We start from the raw sequence: 26,989 nt of genomic DNA on the forward strand, positions 1-26,989 counted from the left end.
GGTCTTATGATTAAGCCTTCAGCTTGGCGATTACGGTCTGGTCGCCGGTGGTGGCCTGCCCCATCTTCACGCACGCCTCGGAGTTCATGGGGAGGAACACATCCACGCGAGAGCCCAGCTTGATGAAGCCCAGATGCTGGTCGATGTAGCACTCCTCGCCGTCCATGGCATAGGTAACGATGCGGCGCGCCACGGCTCCGGCTATCTGCCGGCAGAGGATGTCGATGCCCTCGGGAGTGGTAATCATCACATCGGCATGCTCGTTTTCCTCACTCGCCTTGGGCAGCCAGGCCTTGTGGTAGTTGCCCTTAAAGTGCTTCACGAACTTCACCTGCCCGTCTACGGGAAACCAGTTGGCGTGAACATTGAAGAGGCTCATGAAAATCGAAATCATCAGGCGCTTCTCATGGAAGTAAGTGTCCTCGAAGACTTCCTCGACAACCACCACCTTCCCGTCGGCCGGAGCCACCACGATGCCCTCGGTATCCTCGTCCTTAAAGTAGCGGACCGGGCACCTATAGAAGTTCAGCACGATGCAATAGCATGCGCCGAACACCACAAGAAATACCCAGAACGGTATCTTGCTTTCCAGCCTGAAGAGCAAGAGGGCGACGGCCGCAATGGCAATGAACCCATAAATCAGTGTGTCCGTGCCTTCACGGTGGATGCGTATTTTCTTGAGTTTTTTGATTCTCTTTCCCATTATAAGCAGATGAGAGTTTAACGATTGCAAAGTTACGATATTTTTATCGGTCTCGCAAATTTTTCATATTTTTCTTTTGGACATGTCGTAAAATAGCCGTAACTTTGAAGCTCCGAACGCACTAACTCTTATTGAAAGATAATGGAAGATTTCATACATTTGCATGTCCATACGCACTACTCTATCCTCGACGGGCAGTCGAAGGTGTCTTATCTGGTGGACAAGGCCGTCGGCAACGGCATGAAAGGCATGGCCATCACCGACCACGGAGTGATGTACGGCATCAAGGAATTCTCCGACTACTGTGAAGGCATCAACAAGAAGCGCAAGAAGGAAGGGCTGGACCTCTTCAAGCCCATATTCGGATGTGAGATGTATGTGGCTCACCGCCGCAAGGAAGACAAGGAGAAGGAAAAGGGCGACAACTCCGGATACCATCTCATCGTCCTTGCGAAGAACTATAACGGATACAAGAACCTCATCAAGCTCGTGTCCAACGCCTGGGTAGACGGCTACTATTATCGTCCACGCACCGACCGGGCCGACCTCGAGAAGTATCACGAAGACCTCATCGTGTGCTCCGCCTGCATTGCCGGAGAGGTGCCCGCGAAGATTCTCAAGGGCGACATCGAGGGAGCCCGGGAGGCCTGCGAGTGGTATCACCGTGTCTTCGGCGACGACTATTACCTGGAGCTGCAGCGGCACGAGGTGAAGGATCCGTCCATCCGGGCCAACCGCGAGACCTATCCCCTGCAGCAGAAAGCCAACCGAGTGCTCATAGAGTTTGCCCGGGAATACGGCATCAAACTGATCTGCACCAATGACTGCCACTTTGAGGAGAAGGAGACCGCCGAGGCCCACGACCACCTCCTCTGCCTCTCCACGGGCAAGGATCTGGACGATCCCACCCGCATGCTCTACACCAAGCAGGAGTGGTTCAAGACCCGCGAGGAGATGAACGAGATATTCGCCGACATCCCAGAGGCGCTCTCCAACACGCTCGAAATTCTCGACAAGGTGGAGACCTACAGCATCGACCACGGCCCCATCATGCCTTTCTTCCCCATCCCGGAGGAATTCGGAACCGAAGAGCAGTGGAGGCAGAAGTATTCGGAGCAAGACCTCTACAAGGAATTCACAAGCGATGAGAACGGCGAGAATTCGCTCTCTGACGAGGAAGGACAGAAAGTAATAGAACGGCTGGGAGGCTACGACAAGATATACCGCATCAAGTTCGAGGCCGACTATCTGGCCCATCTGGCATACGAAGGTGCCCGGAAGCTCTACGGCGACCCCCTCTCCGACGAGGTGAAGGAGCACATCAACTTCGAATTGCATGTGATGAAGACGATGGGCTTCCCGGGATACTTCCTCATCGTGTCGGACTTCATCAGGGCTGCCCGCGAGGAACTGGGCGTATGGGTGGGGCCGGGTCGTGGCTCCGCCGCCGGCTCCGTGGTGGCCTACTGCCTGGGAATCACCAAGATCGACCCACTGAAATACGACCTCCTGTTCGAGCGTTTCCTGAATCCTGACCGGGTGAACCTGCCCGATATCGACACCGACTTCGACGACGACGGCCGTGGCAAGGTGCTCCAATGGGTGATGAACAAATACGGCAAGGAGAACTGCGCCCATATCATCACCTACGGAACGATGGCCACCAAGAACTCCATCAAGGATGTGGCACGCGTGGAGCAGCTGCCTCTCGACAAGTCGAATGCCCTCTGCAAGGCCATTCCCGACCGTCTCCCCGACGGCATGAAGATGAATCTGCCGAACGCCATCAAGTGTACTCCGGAGCTGAGGGCGGCCGAGGCTTCCGACGACCCGAGGGAATCCAACACCATCAAGTATGCCAAGATGCTCGAGGGAACCGTGCGCAGCACCGGTATCCATGCCTGCGGATTCATCATCTGCCAGACCCCCATCGACCAGTGGGTGCCCGTGAGCACGGCCGACGACCCAGATTTCCCGGAGATAAAAACGGCCGTCACGCAATACGACGGCCATGTCATAGAATCCACCGGGCTCATCAAAATGGACTTCCTTGGGCTCAAGACCCTCTCCGAGCTTAAGGAAGCCTGCAAGGTGGTGAAGCAGACCAGGGAAATCGAGGTGGATATCGACCATATTCCCATTGACGACGAACTCACCTACAAGCTCTATCAGGAGGGGCGCACCATAGGCACCTTCCAGTTCGAATCGCCCGGCATGCAGAAGTATCTGCGGGAACTGAAACCCACCGTGTTTGAGGATCTCATTGCCATGAACGCCCTCTACCGTCCCGGACCGATGGACTACATCCCCGACTTCATCGACCGCAAACACGGCCGCAAGCCCATCGAATACGACATTCCCTGCATGGAGAAATATCTCAAGGACACCTATGGCATCACGGTATACCAAGAGCAGGTGATGCTTCTGTCGCGACAGCTCGCCAACTTCACCCGCGGCGAAAGCGACGCACTCCGCAAGGCGATGGGCAAGAAGAAGAAGGCCATCGTCGACGCGATGAAGCCCAAGTTCATCAAGCAGGGTCAGGAAAACGGCCACAATCCGAAGATATTGGAGAAGATATGGGGCGACTGGGAGAAGTTTGCTTCCTATGCGTTCAACAAGTCGCACGCCACCTGCTACTCATGGCTGGCCTACCAGACTGCTTACATGAAAGCCCACTATCCCGCGGAGTTCATGGCTGCCATCATGACGCGCCGCAAGGACGACATCAAGGAAATCACCAAGCTGATGGATGAATGCCGCTCGATGAACATACCAACGCTGGGACCGGATGTGAACGAGAGCTACGAGTTCTTCGGCGTTGACAAACACGGGGGCATCCGCTTCGGATTAGCTGCCATCAAAGGCATGGGAAGCCAGGCTGCAATCGCCATTATCCAAGAGCGTGAAAAACACGGGCCCTATAAAGATATATTCGATTTCGCAGAACGGGTGGACTATCACTATGTAAACCGCAAGGCCTTTGAGAGCCTTGCATACAGCGGAGGCTTCGACAGCCTCAACCTGATGCGCGAGCAATACTTCGAGCCGTCGGGGCGCGACGAGACCTTCCTCGATGCCCTGGTCCGCTACGGGCAGCGCTATCAGGAAGGAGCGGCCGAGGCCGCAAACTCACTCTTCGGATTCGGAGGCGTCGAAATAGTAAAGCCTTCCATCCCGAAAGCCATGGAATGGAATACCATCGAAAAGCTCAACCGCGAGCGCGAGCTTGTGGGAATCTACCTGTCGGCCCACCCGCTGGACGACTACAAGGTGATTCTGGAAAAGCTCTGCAATGTATCGTGTGCCGATCTCAGGGGGCGCGACACCGACCTCGGAGAGTTCTCCAAGAAGACAACCCTGAACTTCGGCGGTATCGTTACCGATGTCAAGCAGCGCTTCTCCTCGCGCACCAACAAGCCTTTCGGCATCATCACCATCGAGGACTATACGGGAACCGGCGAGTTCACCCTCTTCGACGAAGACTGGACGAGGTTCAGCGGGATGTTTGCCAACGAGTACACCATCTATGTTACGGCGAGCTGCGCGGAGCGTTTCAAGGGCAGCGGCAGGTTTAGCCTGAAGATCCAGGATGTACAGTTTCTGAACGATGTGAAAGAGAACGCCCTGGAGCGCATCACCCTCCAGGTGGACAGCGACAAGCTCGACGAGGCCTTGGTGAATGACATTCTGACGGTGGTGGATGACAATCCGGGTAATGTACAGCTCTACTTCAGCATCAAAAACCCTGAAAGCAAACAGCGGCTGGTGCTCCATGCCGGGCGGAAAAGGCTCAACCTGAACAGGAAAGTGATAGCTTTCGTGGAGTCGCAGCCCGACCTTGAATATTATATCAACTAAATTCTGGCATGATGTTTGCAGAATAGAAGATAATTGCGTATATTTGCAAGAAACATAACATAACAAGAATAAAGATGGAAGTTAAAATCACAACCGAGAATTTCGAGAGTTATAAGAATGGCGAATTGCCATTGGTAGTTGACCTGTGGGCCACATGGTGCGGTCCCTGCCGCATGGTGGGTCCCATCATCTCGGAGCTCGCCAACGACTACGACGGCAAGATCGTAGTGGGAAAATGCGATGTAGAGGAGAACGAGGACATCGCCATGGACTTCGGAGTGCGCAACATCCCCACCATCCTTTTCTTCAAGAACGGCCAGCTGGTAGACAAGTTCGTGGGCGCGGCTCCCAAGGAGGTTCTCGACGAGAAGTTCAAGGCCCTCTTGTAAAAAGAGGTTCTTGATATAGCGGAAGACGGCTCTCTACTCCATAGAAGGCCGTCTTTTGTTTTGCTTTTAGCAGCCTTTTAGAATTCCACGAGCCGAGAGCCGTCTTCCTCCTCGGTAATCGTTACCTTTACAGCATCCTCCGGCAGGAGTTCCTCTATGAGCTCCGGCCACTCCAGAAAGCAGAGACACCCGCTGTCGAAATAGTCCTCATAACCCATATCATACACCTCTTCGAGTTTCTTGATGCGATAGAAGTCGAAGTGATAGAGCGGATTTCCCTTGCCGTCGGTGTACTCGTTGACAATGGCAAAAGTGGGCGAAGTAATGACATCCGCCACCCCCAACTCCTCGCAAACGGCCTTGATGAAAGTGGTCTTGCCGGCTCCCATCTTCCCGTAGAAGGCAAAGACCTTGCCCTCGCCCTTCTTCTCGATGAACTCACGAGCGGCCTCGTGAACCCTGTCTAATGACTCTATTCTTATCTGCATATTTCTTTATCGTTTTCTGGGTTTTAGTGTGATGAGCGGAATGAGCATCTCTTCCATGGAGATTCCGCCGTGCTGGAAGGTGTCCTTGTAATAAGACACATAGTAATTATAGTTGTTAGGATAGGCAAAGAAGGCGTCGCCCGTGGCAAAGACATAGGTGGTGCTGACATTGGGCGACGGCAACTGCGCCTTGCGGGGGTCCTTGATGGTGAACACTTCCTTCGGGTTATAGTTCAGGTTCTTGCCCAGTTTGTAACGCAGGTTGGTATTTGTATTACGGTCGCCGACAATCTTAATAGGCTTCGAGGCCCGTATGCTGCCGTGGTCGGTGGTGATGACGATCTTATAGTCAGTCTGGCAGAGAGCCTTCAGAAGGTCTGACATGACAGAATGGCGAAACCAGCTGACAGTAATATTGCGGTAAGCCGACTCGTTGTTGGCCAGCTCGCGAATCATCTTCGACTCCGTGCGGGCATGGGAGAGCATGTCAACGAAGTTGACAACCACCACATTCAGTTGGTTTCCCTTCAGGCTGTTGAGCCTGTCGAGAAACTGGGCGGCGTTCGCTGAGTCGTTGATCTTGCTGTAGGAAAACGATTCGTGCCGGCGATAGCGGTCTATCTGCGTCTGAATGAGAGGACCTTCATTGAGGTTCTTGCCTTCTTCCTCGTCCTCGTCCACCCACAGTTCGGGGAACATTTCGGCAATCTTATTGGGCATCAGACCGCTGAAAATAGCATTGCGCGCATACTGGGTGGCCGTGGGCAGGATGCTGATATACATGTCTTCTTCTATATCAAACATGTCTCCGATTTCCTGTGAGAGCATGCGCCACTGGTCGTAGCGGAAATTGTCGATGACGATGAGGAACACTTTCTCTCCCTCGTCCAGCAGCGGGAAGATCTTGCTCTTGAAGATGTCGGGGCTCATCACCGGTCGCTCGGTTACCCCCGGAGCCACCCAGTCGAGGTAATGGCTCTTGACATACTTGGCAAATCCGAGGTTGGCATCCTCCTTCTGCATGCCCAGCATCTCGGTCATGCTGCTGTCGGCAGAGCTGAGTTCCAGTTCCCAGTGTATCAGCCGCCTGTAGACCTCCTTCCAGTCGTCGAGCGTCCGGCTGCTGGAAATCTGCGTCGCGATGTCCTGATAGTTCTGCTGATAGCCGCTCTGCGTAACCTCCGTAACGATTTCCCGCTGGTGGATGTTCTTCTTCAGGGTCAGCAATATCTGGCTGGGGTTGACAGGCTTGATAAGGTAGTCGGCTATCTTGGAGCCTATGGCCTGATTCATGATGTCCTCCTCCTCGCTCTTCGTAACCATCACCACGGGCGTGGCGGGGCTTATCTCCTTGATGCGCTGCAGCGTCTCCAATCCCGTCAGGCCGGGCATCATCTCGTCGAGCATGATGAGATCGAAGGTGCGCTGTCTCACCTGGTCGATGGCATCGGAGCCGTTGCTCACCGTAACGACCTCATAGCCTTTCTTCTCCAGAAACAGGATGTGGGCCTTGAGAAGCTCAATCTCGTCGTCCACCCATAATAATAATCCGTTGCTCATATCTTAAAATCCTTCTAAATCATAATATTCGTCTTCCAAGTCAAAGGTCTTGGCCTTCGGCTTCTTGGGCGTCTTCCCGGTCGGCCGCCTCTTGCCCTTGCCCTTGATCGTGTCGCCCGGCTCAAGGCCGAACCCGTCGTTGAAGTAGATGCCCGTGCTGGTGCGCTTCTTGGGTGCGGGAGCAGGCTTCTTCACGGGAGCCGGTTTCGTGGTTGGGGCCGGTTTGGCGGCAGGACGGGGCGCAGTCGGGGAAGTCTTGGAAACTTGCGGAGCGGGAGTGCGCTCAGGAGCCACCGTCGTTGCCCGGGTACCCTCCACGGGGTTTCCGCGGGGCTCGTCGGGGATGACGGTGGTACCCCTGGCCGGCTCTGCGACTTTCTCCGGCTCGCGTGGTATCACCGTAGTGCCCACAGGTTCCACGCGTCGTTGCCCGTCGGGGGGAACTACGGTGGTGGCAGGTTGCTCCTTCCTTTTCTCCTCTATGTCTGGAATCACAGTCGTTCCGGTGGTCTCTGGTCTGACATCAAGACCATTGTCAATAAACACGCCACGGTCGAGGCGACGGTCTATCTCCTCTACCGTCGGCTCCGCGGGTTTCTCTGTCGTAACCTCCTCGGGCTCGGCAAGCAACCGGAAGGTGCTCACCTTCAGCGGGGCAAAGTGTTTGGCATAGAACGCATCGTAGTCATCGTAGCTGAAGGGATTGCCTATCATCTCGAGGTTAGGCTCGCTGATAATAATCGTCCGGCCATTGCCCAGACGGCGCGCGATGGCCTGCTGACGATGGAACTGACGCGCATACTGCAGAGCCTCGTCATAGTTGCGGAAGCCCTTTACCTGCATGCGGCGGAGTCCGGCATCCTCTTCGACGGTGATCTCGAAGTTGCGCACCAGGAAGTTGGTGAAGTTGAACCGCGCCAACTCGAACAGCAACTGGTTCTCATTCACGGAATCCGGCTTATAGACTATCATGAAGACAAAGTCGGCATTGCGCTCGTTGCTGAATGCGCGGGCAGCTATAGAGTCGCTGTCGTTGAGCACGACGCTTCGCCGGCTCCACACATCACCGATGTCGAAACGACCGCCGCGCAGTCTCCGCCCGGCATTCACCCCGTTCACTATCATTCCGGCCATCTCGCTCAAGGCACTTTCCGGGTATTTTTCCAGCACCATCCTCATATCCCGAAGGCAACCTTCTACATCACCTCCGTTCAATTTGCCCAGACCTCCGATGAAGAGGAACTTGTCGCGGTTGGCGCCCATTGGGAAACGGGTCTCCGACAAACGCACATTAGCACGCACATCGTTCAGGCGGTCGGCCTTGAAAGCGGTATAGGTGGCGGCATAGAGCGAGTCTTCCAGATGCACACCCAGGCGGGCATTTTCCTTGTAATACGGATCGTTGAGGATGGCCGTCCACTGGCTTCTCGGATACTCCGCCTTCAGTTTCCGCACATAAGCCTCCGCCCTATCGGGCTGCCCCATCCGATTATATAATAAGAAGAGGTGATAATACACATCATCCATCTGCTCGTAGTCAGGATACTGATCGACTATGCGGCGCAGGTTGCGCTCGCTCAGACGGAGATTGTCCATCTTATCCTTGAAAATAACGCCGGAGTGGTGAAGCCCTTCTTCCAGAATCTTGTTACTGGCTTCCGTCTGATCGAGAGTGAACGGAATCTGGGCCAGATAGTACTCCCGACGGTGCGGGTCGTTCCTGACGCTGTCGACGGTGCTCCCCATTGAGTTCTGCGGCGACTGTTCACGGGCAGTAGAATCGTTCTGGGCAGCAGCGTCGCCGACGACCTCGCCGCCCATTCCGGCCACTACCGTCTTGTTAGCCCGCTGCCAGTTGTCCGCATTCTCACGATTGCCCCATAGCTTGCGGAAGGTTTCCTTGCCCTGCGCCACGATCATGGGGTTATAGAAATACCACATGGCTTCCTGATGGCCTGTGCCTGCCTGTTGCCGCAATTGATAGTTCTCCATAGCCGCTCCGCCCGCATTGCGCTGCTGCACCTGGGCTGCCTCACGCTCTGCCAGGGCACGCGCGTCTTCCTTCTCCTTCTTTTTCAAATCATTGATGACACGGTCGATGGCCCCATTACGGTCTTTCTCGCTCATCTTGGCCAGTGCCTGCAGGGAGTCCTGAAGCTCTACTGCCGAAGTATACGGCACCAGCTCATCGAGTACCTTGCTGCGCTCGGAAAGCTGCTGATAATCTTCACGGTCCCTGTCGAGCAAACCGATGGCCTCGCCATAGCACCGCTGGGCGTCGCCGAACTTCTCCTTCGCATAATAGAGATCGCCCAGACGAAGGAGCAATACCCCTTTCTCTATGCCGCTGCGCACGGCTCGCCTGTTGCCTTCCTCATAGGCATAGATGGCCTGTATGGTATCCCGGTCAGCCAGATAGATGTTGCCGATGGCATAATAAACCTGTTCAAGAAACTCCTTGTTGTTGTCGGATGCCGCCATACGGCGCAGCTTGCTGATCATGCTCTTTGACTGTCCCCTCGCCATCACCTCAGTCTGGGCAATACGAGCATTAAACTCGAGCTCGTAAGGGGGATTCATGCGAATGACATGGGCAAAGGCCTTATGGGCAGAGTCGCGCTGTCCGAGGCGGGCATAGAGCTGCCCCATGAGAAACCACTCGCGGGCTTTCTGCTTACGGCGCATCTCGTGCTTGATTACCTTGCGCAGATAAGGAATAGCCTTGGCGTATTCACCCGTGTGGAGATAATAGTCCGTATGGGTGTAATCCCATTCTTTCATGGCACGCCAGTCCATGGAGTCGCGGCGCATATTGCGGATAACATCCTCTGCGTCATAGAGCCATCCGTTCTCGATATACGACTTTGCCAGCCAGGCACGGGCCTTGCCGAGGATGGCGGGCTGCGTGGCATAGAGGCGACTCATATAGGAGAAGGTGGAAGCAGCCTCGTCGAAAGCCCCTTCGTGGAACTGTGCCCGCCCCATGAGCATCCATGCTTTCCACAGAAACGGGTTATATTCCCGGCGGGAAAGCCACTCGCGGTCTTTCTCGGTCTTGCGTCGCTGCTTGTCCCAGACCGGCCTGCGCTTGATGCTATGCTGATGGATGGCCTTCTCCGACTTTTCTATGGCCCGGTCGAAGTTAGCTTTTCCCAGTTCGCGGCTGTTCTTATTACCCACGGTATAGAGAGGAATCAGCTCCGTGAAGTTATCCCTGTTGCCCGTCTCCTTCTCAAGCGAGCCGTCTATGTAGGCCTGGGAGCCATTATAATAAGTGTTATACCGCGCATTAAACGAATGCCACCATCTCGACCCGGGAGTATTCTTCTGGGTTGAGCAGGCCGTGATGAGTGTCAGCGCGACAGCCGTCAGCAGCACAAGTGGGTATCGTCGATTGCGTTTCACTTATTTTCCTTCTATCATCAGGATGACCTCGTCCTTGATCTGGTCGGGCAGGTTGATGCCCCGGAGGATGAGGCTACGGTTCCAACCCTTCACCTCATCCGGGCGCATGGTATAGAGAACCTCCGAGAATTCTTCGGCCTCCTCGTCGGTATAGGCATCCGACGGCCGGCCTCGATAGGCATCGAGTTCCTCATCGGCATAATATTCAATTTCCTTGGTGGCGGCCTCCATCATACATTCCTGTTCACATTGCGGGTCGACACCCGAGCAGGTACTGCACGAAGAGCCAGCCTGTATAATCTCATCAGTCTCTCCCTTCTTCCTGAATATCAGGCTGAAGACTGCCACAAGAACACCAAGCACGATGAGAATAATCAGTAAATAGAGCATATCCGGCTATTCCTCCTCGGTAATGGTAAAGCCTGCGTGGCGCAAGTCGTCCCAGAAACGGGGATACGACTTACTCACAACCTGCGGCTCATTGATTCTAAGACCAGGAAAGACCACGGATAGCGGAGCGAAGGCCATGGCCATGCGATGGTCTTCATAAGTGTCAATAGGCTCCATGCTTGCCTCGCAGCGCTCTCCGTTCCAAAGGAGTTCGGTGCCGTTCCGGCTCTCCAGGACATAGCCCAGTTTCTTCAGTTCGGCCTTCAAAGCCTCGATACGGTCAGTCTCCTTGATGCGCAGACTTCCCAGTCCCTTAAAGTGAAAAGGTATGTTCATTCCACAGCAGCCTGCCACAAGGGTCTGAGCAAGATCGGGAGAATAGATGAAATCATAGTCCAGCCGAGGAATGGTGCGCAGATGGCGACTGAGCGCAACGGTGGTGGAAACTCCCTGTTCATGGACTCCGAACGAAGTCTTCACGCCCAGCAGGGAAAAGATATAACGCACCACGGAGTCGCCCTGCCGCGAACCATCCATCAGTCCGGAGAGGTTGAACCGGCTCTCGAGGTCGCCGCAGAGCGCCAGTATCTCGTACCAATACGACGAACCGCTCCAGTCGTTCTCAATCAAGTATTCCTGTCGGGCATAGGGCTTGGGCTTCACGGTAATCGTATCTACATCCGACCATTCCGCATCGGCCCCGAACTCACGCATCGCCCAGAGCGTAAGGTCGATGTAGGGACGGGAGACAATCTCGTCGGTCAAGCGCAGCTCAAGCCCTTTCTGCATGACAGGACCCGTCATCATCAAGGCCGACACATACTGCGAGCTCACATTTCCCGGCATATCGATATGCCCTCCCTTGAGGTGATGGCCCGTGATTCGGAGCGGCGGATAGCCTTCTTCTCCTAGATAGAAGATATCGGCACCCAGATAGCGCAGCGCGTCGACGAGCACCCCGATGGGGCGATGCTTCATGCGTTCGGTACCCGTGATGACATGCGTGCCCTCGGTAACGCTCAGATAGGCCGTCAGGAAGCGCATGGCCGTCCCGGCAGCCTGGATGTCGATGACTTCAGGCAATTCCCGCAACGCATGGAGCATCACGCTCGTGTCGTCGCAGTCGGAAAGGTTGTTCGGATTGAGCGTGCCTCCCGCGAGGGCATTGATGATGAGGGCACGGTTGCTGATGCTTTTCGATGCAGGCAGATCTATGGTCGCATCGAAATGCGGAGGAGCCAGAATGGAATATCTCATAGCTTTCTATTTCACGATTCTAATAGGCAGTTCTACAATGCCCTTCACGCTGCCCTTCAAGGTGCGGGTGGCACGAGTGCGTTCCTTCTTCGGCCCGGGAATGAGCGGACTATAGTAGAGCACATGGCGCATACGGGCTTTCTGTTCGGCAGAGAACTTGAATCCCAGGGTGAAGAAGTAATCCATGAAGTTGGCCGACTGGAACTCCTTGCCGTCGCATCCGGTACGCGCCATCAGCACGCTCACCTTCAGAGGCTCTTCAGAAGAGACAGAATTCATGTATTGATGAACGCCGTCCACATAGCCTTTACGCACATAGCTGGGCGTATCGCCACAATAGTCGGTGTCCGCACAATCGTCGGTCATCTCGTATCCACCGTCCTCCTCCCGCTCCGCGAAAGTGTGATGCAGGCCCAGATAGTGCCCCAGTTCATGAGCCAGCGTAACATTCATATCCTTGGCTATGAGCTCGGTGCTCTGCGCCTGACGGAACATTCGGTGGTCGGCATTGGTATAACGGTCAGACTCGTAATAGTTGCCGCCGGCATCCTTCCAGGCATACTTGCTGTTGATAGACGCGCAGTAGGCAAATCCGAGATTGGACTTGGTGATACCCGCCTTGTCAGTACCAATCTTGGTAAGTCCCTCAATGTCGTCGTCCTCTATCGCATAGGGCATGTGGGTGATGCCCAGCGTCTCCGACTGGGAGTCGTCATCACCTGCGAAATGATACATCATGACATTGATATACTCATTGGGCTCCCAGATATAGCGCACATAGTCCTTGTGGTTACCCATGAAATCGTAGGGATCAATGGGGTAAGTCCCGTTCCATTTCACATATTCCACACCGGGCACAGGGAGTTTGCGCCCTCTCTCGTCATACTCAGCGAGGACGAACCTCACGCGGATGTCCTCACTTTCCGAATCCCACTGCGAGGCATACACATTTCCTGCATAGAGGTCGTTCACATTGGCAAGAATCTGCCTTAGCCGTTCCTGCGGGATATACTGGCTCTCGTCAGACGCATCCTGATAGAGCACATGGAAGATAACGGGCAATTTATAAGTATACGACTCGTCGATTACAGCGGTAGTTTTATCCTCGTCTTCGTCCACCGCAACCTTCGGAGAACCAGAAGGGGCATCGCCTTCAGAGCACGACGCAAGAAAGAGTGCCAGCACCGCAAGGCACATATATATATTCTTTTTCATATTCTACGATTCTATCTTTACTACAAAAGTAGTAAAAAATAACGGAGAAATCAGGCTTTTCGTGTGGATTTTACCAAAATTATTATTTTTTTGAAAAAAAGCCCGCCCAAACTTGCACATCTCACAATTATGTAGTATCTTTGCAGCTGCTAAATCGGGATGTAGTTCAGTAGGTTTAGAATGCTGGTCTGGGGGACCAGTGGTCGCTGGTTCGAGTCCAGTCATCCCGACTCACGGAAAGCAACGGGGCTGATTATCAGCCCCGTTTGTTTTGTCAGGGTAAAGAGCCTGGCTAAAAGTCGGCGAACATTCACTCCCTTACTCGTTGATTTTCTTCCTTAAACATCAAAAAACAAAAGTAGCGGACAGAGAATAGAAACATGGCATGAAATTTAACACTCCTTGACTTAGTCCACTTGGATATTCCGGTTCAACAGGCCGTGGCATGGAGAACTATTAGCGAGATACTGTCCGGACATAGCGCAAGCGCAGTAAACAATGATGCAGGCCATCGGAAACCGATGACCTGCATTATTCAAGAAGTTGGGATACCCGGATTCGAACCAGGAATGACAGGACCAGAATCTGTAGTGTTACCATTACACCATATCCCACTATTCGCACATTGACCTTTCAATTGCGTTTGCAAAGTTACTGCTTTTTTGCGACATTCCAAAAGATTTCCCAACTTTTTTCATAAAAAAGTGCAAAAACAATCTTGAAACATGTTTTTTTAAAATAAATAGGGTTATCTTTGTATCGTATAACATAATTTTTTTGAATGACAACGACACAACTGTTAGTAAAAACTATCATCAAGGGAATCCAAGAGAAGAAGGGACAGAACATCACCATCGTAGATCTTGCGGGCATCGACGGAGCTATCGCCAATTACTTTGTTATCTGCCAGGGCAACTCCCCATCGCAGGTGGAGGCGATTACAGAGTCCATCGGCGAGGTCGCAAGGAAAGACCAAGGCGAGAAGCCCGTAAATGTAGTGGGGCTCGGAAACGACCAGTGGGTGGCTATGGACTACACCGATGTTCTCGTGCATATATTCCTGCCGGAAATCAGAGAGTTCTACGACCTCGAAAATCTCTGGCAAGATGCCAAACTGACAACGATTCCGAATCTTGACTAACATGGCATACTATTTGCCAGAATGTATCATATTATACATTTATTTTAATTTATGGACAATAACAGCAACCGATATAATCGGAACAACAAGAACGGCAACCAGCCCAAGATGCCAAGGTTTAACATGACCTGGATCTATGTCATTGCGTTCGTAATGATAACCCTGGTCCTCCTCAATGGTGGCGGAGACTTCCTCGCGGGCGAAGGCGTCTCGAAAGTGGTTACATATACCAAGTTCAAGGAGTATGTAGACAAGGGCTATGCCGAGAAGGTGGTGGTCAACAAGACAGGCAACACGCTGAAGATGTATGTCAAGGCGAAGAACATCCGGGATGTATTCCAGATGCCCGCCAAGCAGGTGGGACAGAGCCCCTTTGTGAAGGTTCAGTTCGGTTCCGTCGACGAATTGGAAAAATATCTGGATGAATCACAGAAGGCCGGAAAGATAAGAGACTTCGCCTACGACAACAAGGAGGAGAACGGTCTGTGGAACCTGCTCTGGGGAATAGGCCCGTTTGCTGGTCTCCTGCTCCTCTGGTGGTTCCTAATGCGCGGCTTCAGCGGTGGCGCGGGAGGTGCCGGAGGAGGCGTGTTCAATGTCGGCAAGAGCAAGGCCAGGCTCTACGAGAAAGGAAACGAGATGGGCATTACCTTCAAGGATGTGGCCGGTCAGGAAGGCGCAAAGCAGGAAGTACAGGAAATCGTCGACTTCCTGAAAAACCCGAAGAAATATACCGACCTTGGGGGAAAGATTCCCAAGGGCGCACTACTCATCGGCCCTCCGGGCACGGGTAAGACGCTGCTGGCCAAGGCCGTTGCCGGTGAGGCCGGCGTACCCTTCTTCTCCATGTCCGGCTCGGATTTCGTAGAGATGTTCGTAGGCGTGGGAGCGAGCCGTGTGCGCGATGTATTCCGCCAGGCCAAGGAGAAAGCGCCCTGCATCATCTTCATCGATGAGATTGACGCCGTGGGCCGCGCACGCTCCAAGAATCCGTCAATGGGCGGAAACGACGAGCGCGAGAACACCCTGAACGCCCTTCTCACAGAGATGGACGGATTCGGAACCAACTCGGGAGTCATCGTCCTCGCTGCCACCAACCGCGTCGACATGCTCGACAATGCCTTGCTGCGTGCCGGTCGTTTCGACCGTCAGATTCATGTAGACCTGCCCGATCTGACAGAGCGCAAGGCCATATTCAATGTACATCTGCGGCCTATCAAGAAGGACGAGACCGTAGACATCGACTTTCTGGCCCGTCAGACGCCCGGCTTCTCGGGGGCAGACATCGCCAATGTATGCAACGAGGCTGCCCTGATTGCTGCCCGCCACAATAGCAACCATGTAACGAAACAGGACTTCCTGGACGCCGTAGACCGCATCATCGGCGGCCTGGAGAAGAAGACCAAGGTGATGACCGCCGACGAGAAGCGGGCCATCGCCATCCACGAGGCAGGACATGCCACCATATCCTGGTTCTGCCAGCACGCCAATCCACTCGTCAAGGTTACCATCGTTCCGCGCGGCCAGGCTCTCGGAGCAGCATGGTATCTGCCTGAAGAACGCGTCATCACGACCAAGGAGGAGATGCTCGACGAGATGTGCGCGCTCCTTGGCGGCCGGGCTGCCGAGGACCTCTTCGTGCACAGCATATCAACGGGAGCCATGAACGACCTTGAGCGCGCCACCAAGAGCGCTTACGGAATGGTGGCCTATGCGGGCATGAGCGACAAACTGCCGAACATTTGCTACTACAACAATCAGGAATACCAGTTCCAGCGGCCGTACTCCGAGACGACGGCAAAGGTGATGGACGACGAGGTGCTGAAGATGATCAACGAGCAGTATGAGCGTGCAAAGCAGATTCTCACGGAGCATGCCAAAGGGCACAATGAACTCGCCGACCTGCTCTTCCAGCGAGAGGTAATCTTCGCGGAGGATGTGGAACGCATCTTCGGCAAGCGCCCGTGGGCGAGCCGCTCGGAGGAAATCATCGAGGCCAACAAGGCCGACGCTCCCCGACTGGAGGACATGCCCGACATCGTGAAACAGGCACAGGCCGAGCATGAAGCCGCAAAGGCTGCCGGGGAGAACGACGAAAAAGAATCTAAAGAAGAGGAATAGCGATTATGAGTGATAAGATGAAGAACCTCGTTGTGAGAGCCATTACCGGAGCCTTGTTCGTAGCCATCATGGTGGTCTGCTTCCTGCGGCCCGTCGCCATGGTGTTTCTCTTCTCGCTCATCACGGGCATGACCATCTGGGAATACTGCGGACTGGTAAACGCGGAGAAGGAAATCGCCGTCAACCGGTTCATCTCAACCGTGGCAGGAGTCTATTTCTTCCTTGCCGTGGCGGGCATCAACAGCGGCTACATACAGACCAACGGCGTCTTCATCCCCTATCTGCTCACCATTGTCTACCTCTTTATATCAGAGCTCTATACGAAGAACGCCAACGCCATCAACGACTGGGCATACACCATGCTCGCCCAGATGTACATCGCGCTGCCGCTCTCCATGATCAATGTGCTGGCCTTCCGCCAGTCGGCCGACGGCACCGTCAACTTCTACTATCTGCTGCCGCTCTGCGTATTCATCTTCCTGTGGGTAAACGACACCGGCGCCTACTGCAGCGGATCGCTCTTCGGACGGCACAAACTGTTTCCCCGCATCAGCCCGGGAAAGTCGTGGGAGGGCAGCATCGGCGGCGGCCTGCTCGTGCTCATCACGGCCGGAGCCATCGGATATTTCGAGAACCAGGGCACCAACCTCTCCGGCCTGACCATCCCGCAGTGGATAGGGCTCGGCCTGACCGTAGTATTCTTCGGCACATGGGGCGACCTCGTGGAGAGCCTTTTCAAGCGCACGCTGGGCATCAAGGACAGCGGCAACATCCTTCCCGGCCATGGCGGCATGCTCGATCGCTTCGACTCTTCGCTCATGGCAATCCCCGCCTCGGTCATCTATCTCTACACCTTAACATTATTCTAACCTTATGAAAAGAATCCATGTGTTTTTCATAGCAGTCCTGTTCACGGCTGCCAGCTATGCCGCCACCCCCGTCCAGCGATGGGGACAGCTGCAAGTGGCCGGCACGCAGCTGTGCGATCACAACGGAAATCCCGTCTCACTCAGGGGCGTCAGCCTCGGCTGGCACAACTTCTGGCCACGCTTCTACAACAAGCCCATCGTAGGATGGCTGTCCAGCGACTGGAAGGCAACGGTCGTAAGAGCCGCAATGGGCACCATTTTCGACAACAACTATGTAGACAATCCCGACCAAGCCATCCGCTGTGTAGAGAATATCGTCGACGGAGCCGTGGCCAACGGGGTCTATGTCATCATCGACTGGCACTCCCACAAGATACAGACTGCCGAGGCCGTGAGGTTCTTCAGCATGATGGCAAGGAAGTATGGCGACAAGCCTAATGTGATCTATGAGATTTTCAACGAGCCCGTAGAGGACTCGTGGGAAACTCTGAAGACCTATGCCGGCGAGGTTATCAAGGCCATCCGGCAGCATGACCCCGACAACATCATCCTCGTGGGATGCCCTCACTGGGACCAGGACATCGACAAGGTGGCGGCAAGCCCGCTCAAGGGATTCAGCAACATCATGTATACCGTCCACTTCTATGCCGCCACTCATAAGCAGGAGCTCCGCGACCGCATGGAGAATGCCGTCAAGGCCGGCGTGCCCGTCTTCGTCAGCGAGTGTGCGGGAATGGAGGCGTCAGGCGACGGCCCCATCGACGCGGGCGAGTTCCAGCGATGGGTAGACACGCTGGAGCGCCTCAAGCTGAGCTGGGTGCTCTGGTCGGTCAGCGACAAGAATGAGACCTGCTCCATGCTGCTTCCCACGGCAAAGAGCGAGGGGCATTGGCCCGATGAGGTCATCAAGCCCTGGGGCAAGATGGCGAAAGCAGCCCTGAAGAAATACAACCGATAGGAAAACGCATGAGGCCCGTACGATTCATCATGAAAAGTACGGGCCTCATTCTTCAGGTCGTGCAGCAGCAAGCCTTACTTGTTGCTCATATCCTTAACCTCCAGGGTCTTGCAGACCAAAACTGCGGCAATACCCAGAACCAATGCAAATGTTCCCATCTCTAAACCTTTTAATTGATATATTCTCGTTTAAATCCGGCGCAAAGGTACTCCGCCCCGTGCACCCGCACAAGGTTTTCCGATGATTTATATCATATATCGTGATTTTATTGATAAAGGTCAATAAAACAAGTAAGCCCTGCCCGCAATCCAAAAGGCCGCCTCCTGCCTGACAAAATCGCCGAGATTATACCACAAAATCGCCGATTTTGTCCCATGATTTCGCCGATTTTGTCAAACTGATAACGGCCGGCCGCCATCTCTCCTGCCACGAGCCTGTCTGCCGGCTGCGGCTAACAGGGGCTCTGCCTGCTGTCTTTCCTGAGCAGGCCGACCATTATCCGCGCCGCATTATCCGGTGCTACGGTGTCGCCGAGACGGCCGCGAACCTCGCCATAGGCCTTGAGCATCTCCTCGCGGGCCGTACTTCCGGGAAGCAGCTTGCCGAGCTCCGTCCTGATATTGTCCACCGAGAAGCGGTCGGCCATCAGCTCCGGCACGATTTCGCGGTCGGCTATGAGGTTCACAAGGCTGATATACCGGCACTGGATGATATGGTTGAAGGCGAATCGAATCAGCTTCGGCACGGGCGTTTCATAGCAAACCACCTGCGGAACGCCGAAGAGAGCCGTCTCGAGCGTGGCCGTTCCGCTCGTTACGAGGGCCGCCGTGGCATGGCGGAGCAAAGCGTAGGTCTCGTTTTTCACCCTCGGAAGCACTAAATCGCAGCACCTACTGGCGTTGGCCAGGAACCTGTCGTAAAACTCATCGTCGACGGATGGCGCGCAAGCCAGCACCTGCTGATAGTCGGGGAAGGCTCCGGCAGCGAAGGTCATGGCGGGCAGGTTGTCCTTGACTTCCTGTTTCCGACTCCCGGCCAGCAGGGCGATGATGGGCTTCGAGGCATCCAGATGGTGGCGCCGGCAGAACTCCTCCCGGCTCTCATGATAGCCGTCGAGGAAACCGCGCACCTCCTCCACCGTCGGGTTTCCCACATAATGGATTTTGTAATGATGTTTCCCTTCATAAAAGGGAACCTCAAACGGCAGGATGGAGAACATCTCGTCGACATCCCGCTTGATGCTCTTGATGCGCCATTCCTTCCATGCCCATATCTTCGGAGAGATGTAGTAATAGACCGGAATGCGGGTCTTCCGGCGGAGAAACTTGGCTATCTTCAGGTTAAAGCCCGGATAGTCTACGAGTATTACCACATCGGGATTCCAGGCCACGATGTCCTTCTTGCACATCGCCATGTTTCGGAAGATGGTGCGCAGGTGGAGAAGCACGGGCACGAAGCCCATGTAGGCCAACTCCTTATAGTGCCTCACACGGGTGCCGCCGACGGTACTCATGAGGTCGCCTCCCAAGAAGCGGAAGTCGGCCTCGCTGTCAATTTTCTTCAGGGAGGCCATCAGGCGGCTTGCATGGAGGTCGCCGCTTGCCTCGCCCACGATGAGATAGTATTTCATAACTGCCACCCCTTGATTCGCTCCATCGCCTCATAGGCCGTTACATCCATGGTAGTCGGCGTAATGGCCACATACCCGTGGCTGACGGCCCACTGGTCGCTGTCTTCGGCATCGGGCTCGTCGCTCTCATATCGGCCCACCACCCAGAAGTAGTCGTAGCCGCGCGGATGATGCTCCTTCACGATTTCCTCCACCCAGCGTCCATAGGCCATGCGGCACACCCTGACGCCCTTGAAGGCTTCGCAGTTCGGGAAATTGACATTCAGGCAGACGCCTTTCGGCAGCCCTTCTGCCAATACGCGCTTCACAATCTGCCGCACATAGGAGGTGAGGTTGCCCTGATCGGCCGTCTCGTCGTAGTTGCAATTCGAGAACGCTATCGACGGGATATACTTCATGCAGCCTTCCATCGCCACACCCATGGTGCCCGAATAGTGGGCGTTCACCGTGGAGTTGTCGCCGTGGTTGATGCCGCCGAGGATGAGATCGGGCTTCCGCTCCTGGCAGAACTGGTCTATCGCGAGCTTCACGCAATCGACCGGGGTACCGTTGCAGGACCACACCTCTATGCCCTCTCCCATGTTATGCCGACGCTTCAGGCGGAGGGGGGGCACGGTCGAGAAGGCGCAGGAATAGCCCGAGCGCGCCGACTCTGGCGCACAGACGAGCACATCGGCAAAGTCCTTCACCATGTTCACGAGGGCCCGGATACCCACCGAGTGGTAGCCGTCGTCGTTGGAAATAAGTATTAACGGTCTTTCAATATCCATAATATTCATTCTATTTTCCTCGCAAAAGTACGAAAAAAAGGTTAATCTTACGACTTTCTCCCGTAAAATATGTATCTTTGCAATCAAAACTTAATATAAAAAGAGGCTGAAATGGGTAAAATAATTGCAATCGCAAACCAGAAAGGCGGCGTGGGAAAGACTACCACCTCGATTAACCTTGCCGCTTCTCTGGCCACCCTGGAGAAGTCGGTGCTCATCGTGGATGCCGACCCCCAGGCCAACGCATCCAGCGGTTTGGGCGTCGACATCACGCAGGTGGAGTGCTCCATCTATGAGTGTATCATCAGCCACGCCGATGTGCGCGACTCCATCTATACGACTGACATCGAAGGGCTGGACATCATTCCGAGCCACATCGACCTCGTCGGGGCGGAAATCGAGATGCTGAACCTCGACAACCGGGAAAAGATTCTGAAAGGAGTACTCGACCCCATCCGCGACGAATATGACTATATACTCATCGACTGCTCGCCTTCATTGGGGCTCATCACCGTAAACGCGCTCACGGCGGCCGACTCCGTCATCATCCCCGTGCAGTGCGAATACTTCGCCCTGGAAGGCATCAGCAAGCTGCTCAATACCATCAAGATCATCAAGAGCCGCCTGAACCCGAAGCTCGAGATAGAAGGATTCCTGCTCACGATGTACGACAGCCGCCTCCGCCTCGCCAACCAGATATACGACGAGGTGAAGCGACACTTCCAGGAACTGGTCTTCAAGACCATCATCCAGCGCAATGTGAAGCTCAGCGAGAGTCCGAGCCACGGCCTGCCGGCCATCCTGTATGACGCAGACTCCACCGGCGCCAAGAACTATATGGCACTTGCCAAGGAAATCATGAACAAGAACAACTAAGGAAATGGCGGTACACAAGAAATACAACACCAGCATGAAGAACAACGCCCTGGGGCGAGGACTCGACGCGCTGATTTCCACGGACAGCGTTACCACCGGCGGCTCCTCTACCATCAACGAGATTCCCATCTCGCAGATAGAGGCCAACCCCAACCAGCCACGCCACGAATTCGACGAGGAGGCACTTCATGAGCTGGCCGTAAGCATCAAGGAAATCGGCATCATACAGCCCATCACGCTTCGGCAGGTAGCGTCGAACCGGTTCCAGATCATTGCCGGGGAGCGACGCTGGAGAGCCTCGCAGCTCGCCGGACTGAACTCCCTGCCGGCCTATATCCGCACCATCGACGACGAGAATGTCATGGAAATGGCTCTCGTGGAGAACATTCAGCGCGAAGACCTGAACGCCATCGAGATAGCCCTTGCCTATGAGCATCTGATGGAAGGAACGGGCATGACCCAGGAAAAGGTGAGTGAGCGCGTGGGCAAAAGCCGCACCGCCATCGCCAACTATCTGCGGCTGCTGAAACTCCCGGCACAAATCCAGATGGCGCTCCAGAAGAAAGAAATCGACATGGGACATGCCCGTGCGCTGCTCGCACTTGAGAATCCCGCCCTTCAAATTAAGCTTTACAAGGAGATTATAAAGAATGTATACTCCGTGAGGAAGGTTGAAGACATGGTAAGACTCCTCAAGAACGGGGAGGATATAGAAAGCGGAAAACGCAAGATTACCGCCAAGACCCAGCTCTCCAAGACTTACGAGAACTACAAGAAGCAACTCTCCGGGGTCCTGAACGCCAAAGTCCAGCTCTCGGCCACTGCCAAGGGAAAGGGCAAAATCACGATTCCCTTCACCGGTGAAGACGACTTGACCCGAATCATGGATATCCTGGGGAAGATTAAAGCATAACTGATCGTGAACATAGTGAACCATATCAAGTCGCTCATTGCCGTCGCATGCATGCTGCTGATGCCATCCCCGCTATTGGCCCAAGTAGCAGAGGGCGCAATAAAGGCTGAGGAAATCCTCACCAAGAAGGATTCCATACAGCTGACGAAAGGCGACTCCGTCCTGCCCGCCAGGCATGGGCGCGACTGGGCAACATGGCGACCGAATGCCAAGAGAGCACTTTGGCTCTCGCTGGTTCTTCCCGGTGCGGGACAGATTTACAATCGAAAATACTGGAAGCTGCCCATCGTCTACGGTGGCTTCGTCGGCTGCATCTACGCCATGCGATGGAATAACATGATGTACAAGGACTATTCCCAGGCCTATATGGACATCATGGACGACGACGCCGGCACGCAGAGCTACAACCAGTTCCTGCATCTCGGCAACACCATCGACGACAGCAATAAGGCCCGCTATCAGGAAATCTTCAAGAAGCGAAAGGACAGATATCGCCGCTGGCGCGACCTCAGCCTCTTCGCGATGATAGGAGTCTACGCCCTCTCGGTAATCGACGCCTATGTCGACGCCTCCCTTTCGGAGTTCGATATCTCGCGCGACCTCAGCCTGAGGGTGGAGCCCACGGTCATCAACCACGGCGAATCACGCAATCCTATGAAATCTTCTGCGGTAGGATTGCAGTGCAGCCTGAATTTCTAAGGATATGAAAATGAAAAGTATATATATAGCAATTGCCACAATGATGCTGGGCTCTGTAACCATCCAAGCCCAGAACAACAATGAAATCACCGTAACAAACGAAGAAGGAAAGCAAGAAGTCATCGACCTTCCGGAAGGCATGACCAGCGAGTTCGACTCCCTGATGTATTTGTATAACTCGAAGACTTATCTCAAGGCAGATACCAGCTGCAACCTTCCGGACATCAATCCCGTATATGACAAGCAGGTCTACAAGGAGCGCTTGAGCAGGATCCCGTCGGTAATAGAGATGCCTTACAACGAGGTTGTGCAGAAGTTTATCGACAAATACAGCGGGCAGTTGCGCCGTTCCGTCAGCCTGATGCTCGGCGCACAGAACTTCTACATGCCCATCTTTGAACAGGCCTTGGAGACTTACGGCCTGCCGCTGGAGCTGAAATATCTGCCCGTCATCGAGTCGGCCCTCAATCCGAGAGCCGTTTCCCGCGTCGGCGCCACCGGCCTCTGGCAGTTCATGGTCGAAACCGCAAAGAACTACGGCCTCGAAATCAACTCCCTCGTCGACGACCGCAGAGACCCCGTAAAGTCATCTTATGCGGCCGCCCGCTATCTGGGCGACCTCTACAAGATCTTCGGCGACTGGAATCTCGTGATTGCCGCCTATAACTGCGGTCCTACGAACATCAGCAAGGCCATCCACCGGGCAGGAGGGAAAAAGGACTACTGGCAGATTTATCCCTACCTCCCAAGAGAAACCCGGGGCTATGTGCCCGCGTTCATCGCGGCCAACTACATCATGAATTACTATTGCGACCACAACATCTGCCCGATGCGGACCATACTTCCGGAGAAGACGGATACCGTGATGGTAGACCGTGATGTGCACTTCGAGCAGATAGCCCACTTCCTGAATGTAGACATCAATCAGCTCAAGGAACTCAACCCGAGGTATCGTCGCAACATCATAAACGGGAAAAGCGAGCTGGCATCACTCCGCCTTCCCTCCTCTCTGGTCAACCAGTTTATTGACAACGAAGATAATATCTACGCCTACAACGCCGAGGATTTGCTGAACAAGCGCACGGAAGTGGAAGTAAACAACAGCATTCCCACCTATGCCCCCACACGCTACAGCTACAGTAGCAAGAAAGGAAGAAGCCGAAGCAAAGGGCGCTATGGCAGGGGAAGACACAAGAAGAGTCATCGTGGGAAGAGCATCACCATCAAGAGCGGAGATACCCTTTCCGAAATTGCCGCGCGCAACCACACCACTGTGAGCAAGCTCCGAAAGCTCAACAAGATAAAGGGCAGCAACATCCGTGCCGGCAAGAAAATCAAAGTGAAGTAATATACCTTATTATAACAGTACAGTAATGGATGACCTGGAACTGACCGAGAAAGAGAACGCCGACAACAAATTGATCGACGAAGCCTATCAACACCTTGTTGAAACCTATCTGGCTTCCCGCCATAGGAAGAAGGTCGACATCATCAACAAGGCGTTCAACTTCGCCAAACACGCGCACCAAGGCGTGCGCAGACTTTCCGGCGAGCCCTATGTCATGCACCCCATCGCGGTAGCGCAGATTGCCTGTGAGGAAATGGGATTAGGCTCCACCAGCATCTGTTCGGCACTGCTGCACGATGTGGTGGAGGACACCGACTATACGATAGAGGACATCCAGAACATCTTCGGACCGAAGATAGCCCAGATCGTAGACGGGCTGACCAAGATCAGCGGCGGCATCTTCGGCGAACACGCATCGGCCCAGGCCGAGAATTTCAAGAAGCTCCTGCTCACCATGAGCGATGACATCCGCGTCATCCTCATCAAGATCTGCGACCGCCTGCACAACATGCGGACGCTCGACTCACAGCCGGCCAACAAACAATACAAGATTGCCGGCGAGACCCTATACATCTACGCCCCGCTCGCAAACCGCCTGGGGCTGAACAAGATAAAGACCGAACTCGAGAACCTGAGCTTCAAGTTTGAGCATCCGGAGGAGTATGCCAGCATCACCAACAAGCTGAACTTCACCAAGGAACAGCGCGACAAGCTCTTCAAGGACTTCACCCAGCCCATCCGGGAAGCCCTCGACAGGATGGGGATCCAATACGAAATCAAGGCCCGCGTCAAGAGTCCGTACTCCATTTGGAACAAGATGCAGACCAAGCGGGTTACCTTTGAGGAAATCTACGACATCCTCGCCGTCAGGATTATCTATACGCCCAAGAGCCGGGAGGAAGAGGTAGGCGAGTGCTTCAACATCTATGTGGCACTGAGCAAGATATACAAATCCCACCCCGACCGGTTCCGTGACTGGATCAACCACCCCAAGGCCAACGGATATCAGGCGCTCCATGTAACGCTGATGAGCAACCAGGGCCGATGGATAGAAGTGCAGATACGCTCCGACAGGATGAATGAGATAGCCGAGCAGGGATTTGCCGCCCACTGGAAATACAAGGACGGGGCCGACATACAGGAAGACGAAAGCGAACTGAACGACTGGCTCCGCACCATCAAGGAAATCCTCGACGACCCCCAACCGGACGCCATGGACTTCCTCGACGCCATCAAGCTCAACCTCTTCGCCTCCGAAATATTCGTCTTCACGCCAAAGGGCGACATCAAGACGATGCCGGCCGGCTGCACGGCACTCGACTTCGCCTTCGAGATTCACACCTTCCTCGGCAGCCATTGCATCGGCGCGAAGGTCAACCACAAGCTCGTGCCGCTGAGCCATAAGTTGCAAAGCGGCGACCAGGTGGAAATCCTCACCTCCAAGTCGCAGCATGTGCAGCCCTCCTGGATACACTTCGTATCCACGGCAAAGGCCAAGGGAAAGATTCAGGCCATCCTCCGCCGCAACAACCGGGAGATACAGAAGAAAGGAGAGGAAATCTTCAGCGAATGGCTGAAGAAGAATGAACTGGAAATGACGAGTTCCATCCTCGACAGGCTGTGCGACTTCCACGACTTCCCGAAACATGACGATTTCTTCCTCGCAATCGGCGAGAGAACCATCCTTCTGGGCGAGAAAGACCTCGATGAAATCTACGGGAAGAACCATAAGGAGAACTCGAAGGGATGGCGGAGATATGTCCCCTTTCTCGGCCGCAACAAGGAAAAGGAGCAACAGCCGCAAATCAGGCACGAACTCCTCGTCGTGGGGAAAGACTTCAACAAGAAGGTTCCGTGCAGCATTACCGAGGAAAGCATCGGAATGTACATCTTCCCCAGCTGCTGCCACCCCATCCCGGGCGACGACATCCTGGGATATATTGACAATCAGAACCATGTGGAAATCCACAAGCGCAACTGCCCCGTGGCCTCCAAACTCAAGTCAAGCTTCGGCAACAGAATCCTCGACGCCAAATGGGACATGCACAAGCAGCTCTTCTTCGACGCGACCATTGAAATCCGGGGCATCGACCGCAAGGGAATGATTCGCGATGTCTCCAGGGTCATCTCGGAGCAGATGAATGTAAACATCCATAGAGTAACCATCGGTGCCGACCAGGGAATCTTCGACGGTTCGATAGAAATCCGGGTACACGACCGTGAAGAAGTGAAGCTCGTCATCGGCAATCTCAAGACCGTGGAGGGCATTCAGGAAGTGATTCAGATTATCTGACGACCCACCTCCAGCATCCTTTTCCGATGCCCGCGGCATTCCCCCGAAAACCTGCCAGCCGCTTCCCACTTGACAAATTCGGCGATTTCATCGGGCAAAATCG

20 protein-coding genes and 2 tRNA genes are annotated in these 26,989 nt (G+C 54.4%); 12 read left to right on the forward strand and 10 right to left on the reverse strand.

Annotated features, from left to right (window positions below):
• Window positions 1–10: 10 nt before the first annotated feature.
• A complete protein-coding gene (locus BM114_RS09045; RefSeq protein ID WP_092112648.1) occupies window positions 11–703 on the reverse strand; it encodes a phosphatidylserine decarboxylase family protein in 693 nt (230 codons plus the stop codon).
• A gap of 141 nt (window positions 704–844) precedes the next feature.
• On the opposite strand from BM114_RS09045, the gene dnaE reads away from it, so the two are divergent.
• Together dnaE and trxA are read left to right on the forward strand one after the other, a co-directional pair.
• Entirely contained in the window at window positions 845–4,564 is a 3,720-nt protein-coding gene (gene dnaE, locus BM114_RS09050; protein WP_092112650.1) for a DNA polymerase III subunit alpha, read from the forward strand.
• A 74-nt stretch (window positions 4,565–4,638) separates the two neighbouring features.
• Window positions 4,639–4,953 carry a thioredoxin gene (trxA, locus tag BM114_RS09055; RefSeq protein ID WP_092112653.1) on the forward strand — a complete coding sequence of 105 codons (315 nt, stop codon included), beginning with the start codon at window positions 4,639–4,641 and terminating at the stop codon, window positions 4,951–4,953.
• 77 nt (window positions 4,954–5,030) lie between these two features.
• Here the strand turns inward: trxA and tsaE are convergent, their stop codons facing one another.
• Genes tsaE through BM114_RS09085 form a run of 6 tightly spaced genes read right to left on the reverse strand, consistent with a single transcriptional unit; the run spans window position 5,031 to window position 13,268 of the window.
• Window positions 5,031–5,441: a tRNA (adenosine(37)-N6)-threonylcarbamoyltransferase complex ATPase subunit type 1 TsaE gene (gene tsaE, locus BM114_RS09060; protein WP_092112655.1), complete on the reverse strand. Its 411-nt coding sequence runs from the start codon at window positions 5,439–5,441 to the stop codon at window positions 5,031–5,033.
• Between the two features lie 6 nt (window positions 5,442–5,447).
• Window positions 5,448–7,001 carry a T9SS response regulator signal transducer PorX gene (locus BM114_RS09065; protein ID WP_092112657.1) on the reverse strand — a complete coding sequence of 518 codons (1,554 nt, stop codon included), beginning with the start codon at window positions 6,999–7,001 and terminating at the stop codon, window positions 5,448–5,450.
• A gap of 3 nt (window positions 7,002–7,004) precedes the next feature.
• Window positions 7,005–10,406, reverse strand: a complete 3,402-nt coding sequence (locus BM114_RS09070; RefSeq protein WP_369808416.1) for a type IX secretion system periplasmic lipoprotein PorW/SprE — start codon at window positions 10,404–10,406, stop codon at window positions 7,005–7,007.
• Complete coding sequence (locus BM114_RS09075) at window positions 10,407–10,796, reverse strand: hypothetical protein (protein WP_092112663.1); 390 nt, start codon at window positions 10,794–10,796, stop codon at window positions 10,407–10,409.
• A gap of 6 nt (window positions 10,797–10,802) precedes the next feature.
• A complete protein-coding gene (locus BM114_RS09080) occupies window positions 10,803–12,053 on the reverse strand; it encodes a 3-phosphoshikimate 1-carboxyvinyltransferase (RefSeq protein ID WP_092112666.1) in 1,251 nt (416 codons plus the stop codon).
• 6 nt (window positions 12,054–12,059) lie between these two features.
• Complete coding sequence (locus BM114_RS09085; RefSeq protein ID WP_255406477.1) at window positions 12,060–13,268, reverse strand: zinc-dependent metalloproteinase lipoprotein; 1,209 nt, start codon at window positions 13,266–13,268, stop codon at window positions 12,060–12,062.
• Between the two features lie 155 nt (window positions 13,269–13,423).
• Between BM114_RS09085 and BM114_RS09090 the strand changes: the two genes are divergently transcribed.
• Window positions 13,424–13,498, forward strand: a tRNA-Pro gene (locus BM114_RS09090).
• Window positions 13,499–13,811: 313 nt separating this feature from the next.
• Here BM114_RS09090 and BM114_RS09095 read toward each other — a convergent pair.
• Window positions 13,812–13,882 (reverse strand) — tRNA-Gln (locus BM114_RS09095).
• A 167-nt stretch (window positions 13,883–14,049) separates the two neighbouring features.
• Between BM114_RS09095 and rsfS the strand changes: the two genes are divergently transcribed.
• The 4 genes from rsfS to BM114_RS09115 are packed head-to-tail and all read left to right on the forward strand — an operon-like array spanning window position 14,050 to window position 18,357.
• Complete coding sequence (rsfS, locus tag BM114_RS09100) at window positions 14,050–14,409, forward strand: ribosome silencing factor (protein WP_092112669.1); 360 nt, start codon at window positions 14,050–14,052, stop codon at window positions 14,407–14,409.
• Window positions 14,410–14,460: 51 nt separating this feature from the next.
• Entirely contained in the window at window positions 14,461–16,530 is a 2,070-nt protein-coding gene (gene ftsH, locus BM114_RS09105) for an ATP-dependent zinc metalloprotease FtsH (RefSeq protein ID WP_092112672.1), read from the forward strand.
• A 5-nt stretch (window positions 16,531–16,535) separates the two neighbouring features.
• Window positions 16,536–17,399: a phosphatidate cytidylyltransferase gene (locus tag BM114_RS09110; protein WP_092112675.1), complete on the forward strand. Its 864-nt coding sequence runs from the start codon at window positions 16,536–16,538 to the stop codon at window positions 17,397–17,399.
• 4 nt (window positions 17,400–17,403) lie between these two features.
• Window positions 17,404–18,357, forward strand: a complete 954-nt coding sequence (locus BM114_RS09115; RefSeq protein WP_092112677.1) for a glycoside hydrolase family 5 protein — start codon at window positions 17,404–17,406, stop codon at window positions 18,355–18,357.
• 451 nt (window positions 18,358–18,808) lie between these two features.
• Here the strand turns inward: BM114_RS09115 and lpxB are convergent, their stop codons facing one another.
• The gene (gene lpxB / locus BM114_RS09120) at window positions 18,809–19,987 is read right to left on the reverse strand and encodes a lipid-A-disaccharide synthase (RefSeq protein WP_092112679.1); all 1,179 of its coding nucleotides are present in this window, start codon (window positions 19,985–19,987) and stop codon (window positions 18,809–18,811) included.
• Window positions 19,984–20,766 carry a 5'/3'-nucleotidase SurE gene (surE, locus tag BM114_RS09125; RefSeq protein WP_143089296.1) on the reverse strand — a complete coding sequence of 261 codons (783 nt, stop codon included), beginning with the start codon at window positions 20,764–20,766 and terminating at the stop codon, window positions 19,984–19,986. Before surE ends, lpxB begins: the two co-directional genes overlap by 4 nt.
• A gap of 102 nt (window positions 20,767–20,868) precedes the next feature.
• Between surE and BM114_RS09130 the strand changes: the two genes are divergently transcribed.
• The 5 genes from BM114_RS09130 to BM114_RS09150 are packed head-to-tail and all read left to right on the forward strand — an operon-like array spanning window position 20,869 to window position 26,886.
• On the forward strand, window positions 20,869–21,633 hold the full coding sequence (locus BM114_RS09130) for a ParA family protein (protein WP_092112681.1): 765 nt from the start codon (window positions 20,869–20,871) through the stop codon (window positions 21,631–21,633).
• 4 nt (window positions 21,634–21,637) lie between these two features.
• On the forward strand, window positions 21,638–22,546 hold the full coding sequence (locus BM114_RS09135; RefSeq protein WP_092112683.1) for a ParB/RepB/Spo0J family partition protein: 909 nt from the start codon (window positions 21,638–21,640) through the stop codon (window positions 22,544–22,546).
• Window positions 22,547–22,597: 51 nt separating this feature from the next.
• Window positions 22,598–23,245, forward strand: a complete 648-nt coding sequence (locus BM114_RS09140; protein ID WP_092112686.1) for a DUF5683 domain-containing protein — start codon at window positions 22,598–22,600, stop codon at window positions 23,243–23,245.
• Window positions 23,246–23,255: 10 nt separating this feature from the next.
• Window positions 23,256–24,593, forward strand: coding sequence for a lytic transglycosylase domain-containing protein (locus tag BM114_RS09145; RefSeq protein WP_092112737.1), 1,338 nt, complete (start codon window positions 23,256–23,258; stop codon window positions 24,591–24,593).
• A gap of 25 nt (window positions 24,594–24,618) precedes the next feature.
• Window positions 24,619–26,886, forward strand: coding sequence for a RelA/SpoT family protein (locus tag BM114_RS09150; RefSeq protein ID WP_092112688.1), 2,268 nt, complete (start codon window positions 24,619–24,621; stop codon window positions 26,884–26,886).
• The last annotated feature ends 103 nt before the right edge of the window (window positions 26,887–26,989 follow it).

The organism is Prevotella sp. KH2C16, from assembly GCF_900113305.1.
Classification (GTDB): Bacteria; Bacteroidota; Bacteroidia; order Bacteroidales; family Bacteroidaceae; genus Prevotella.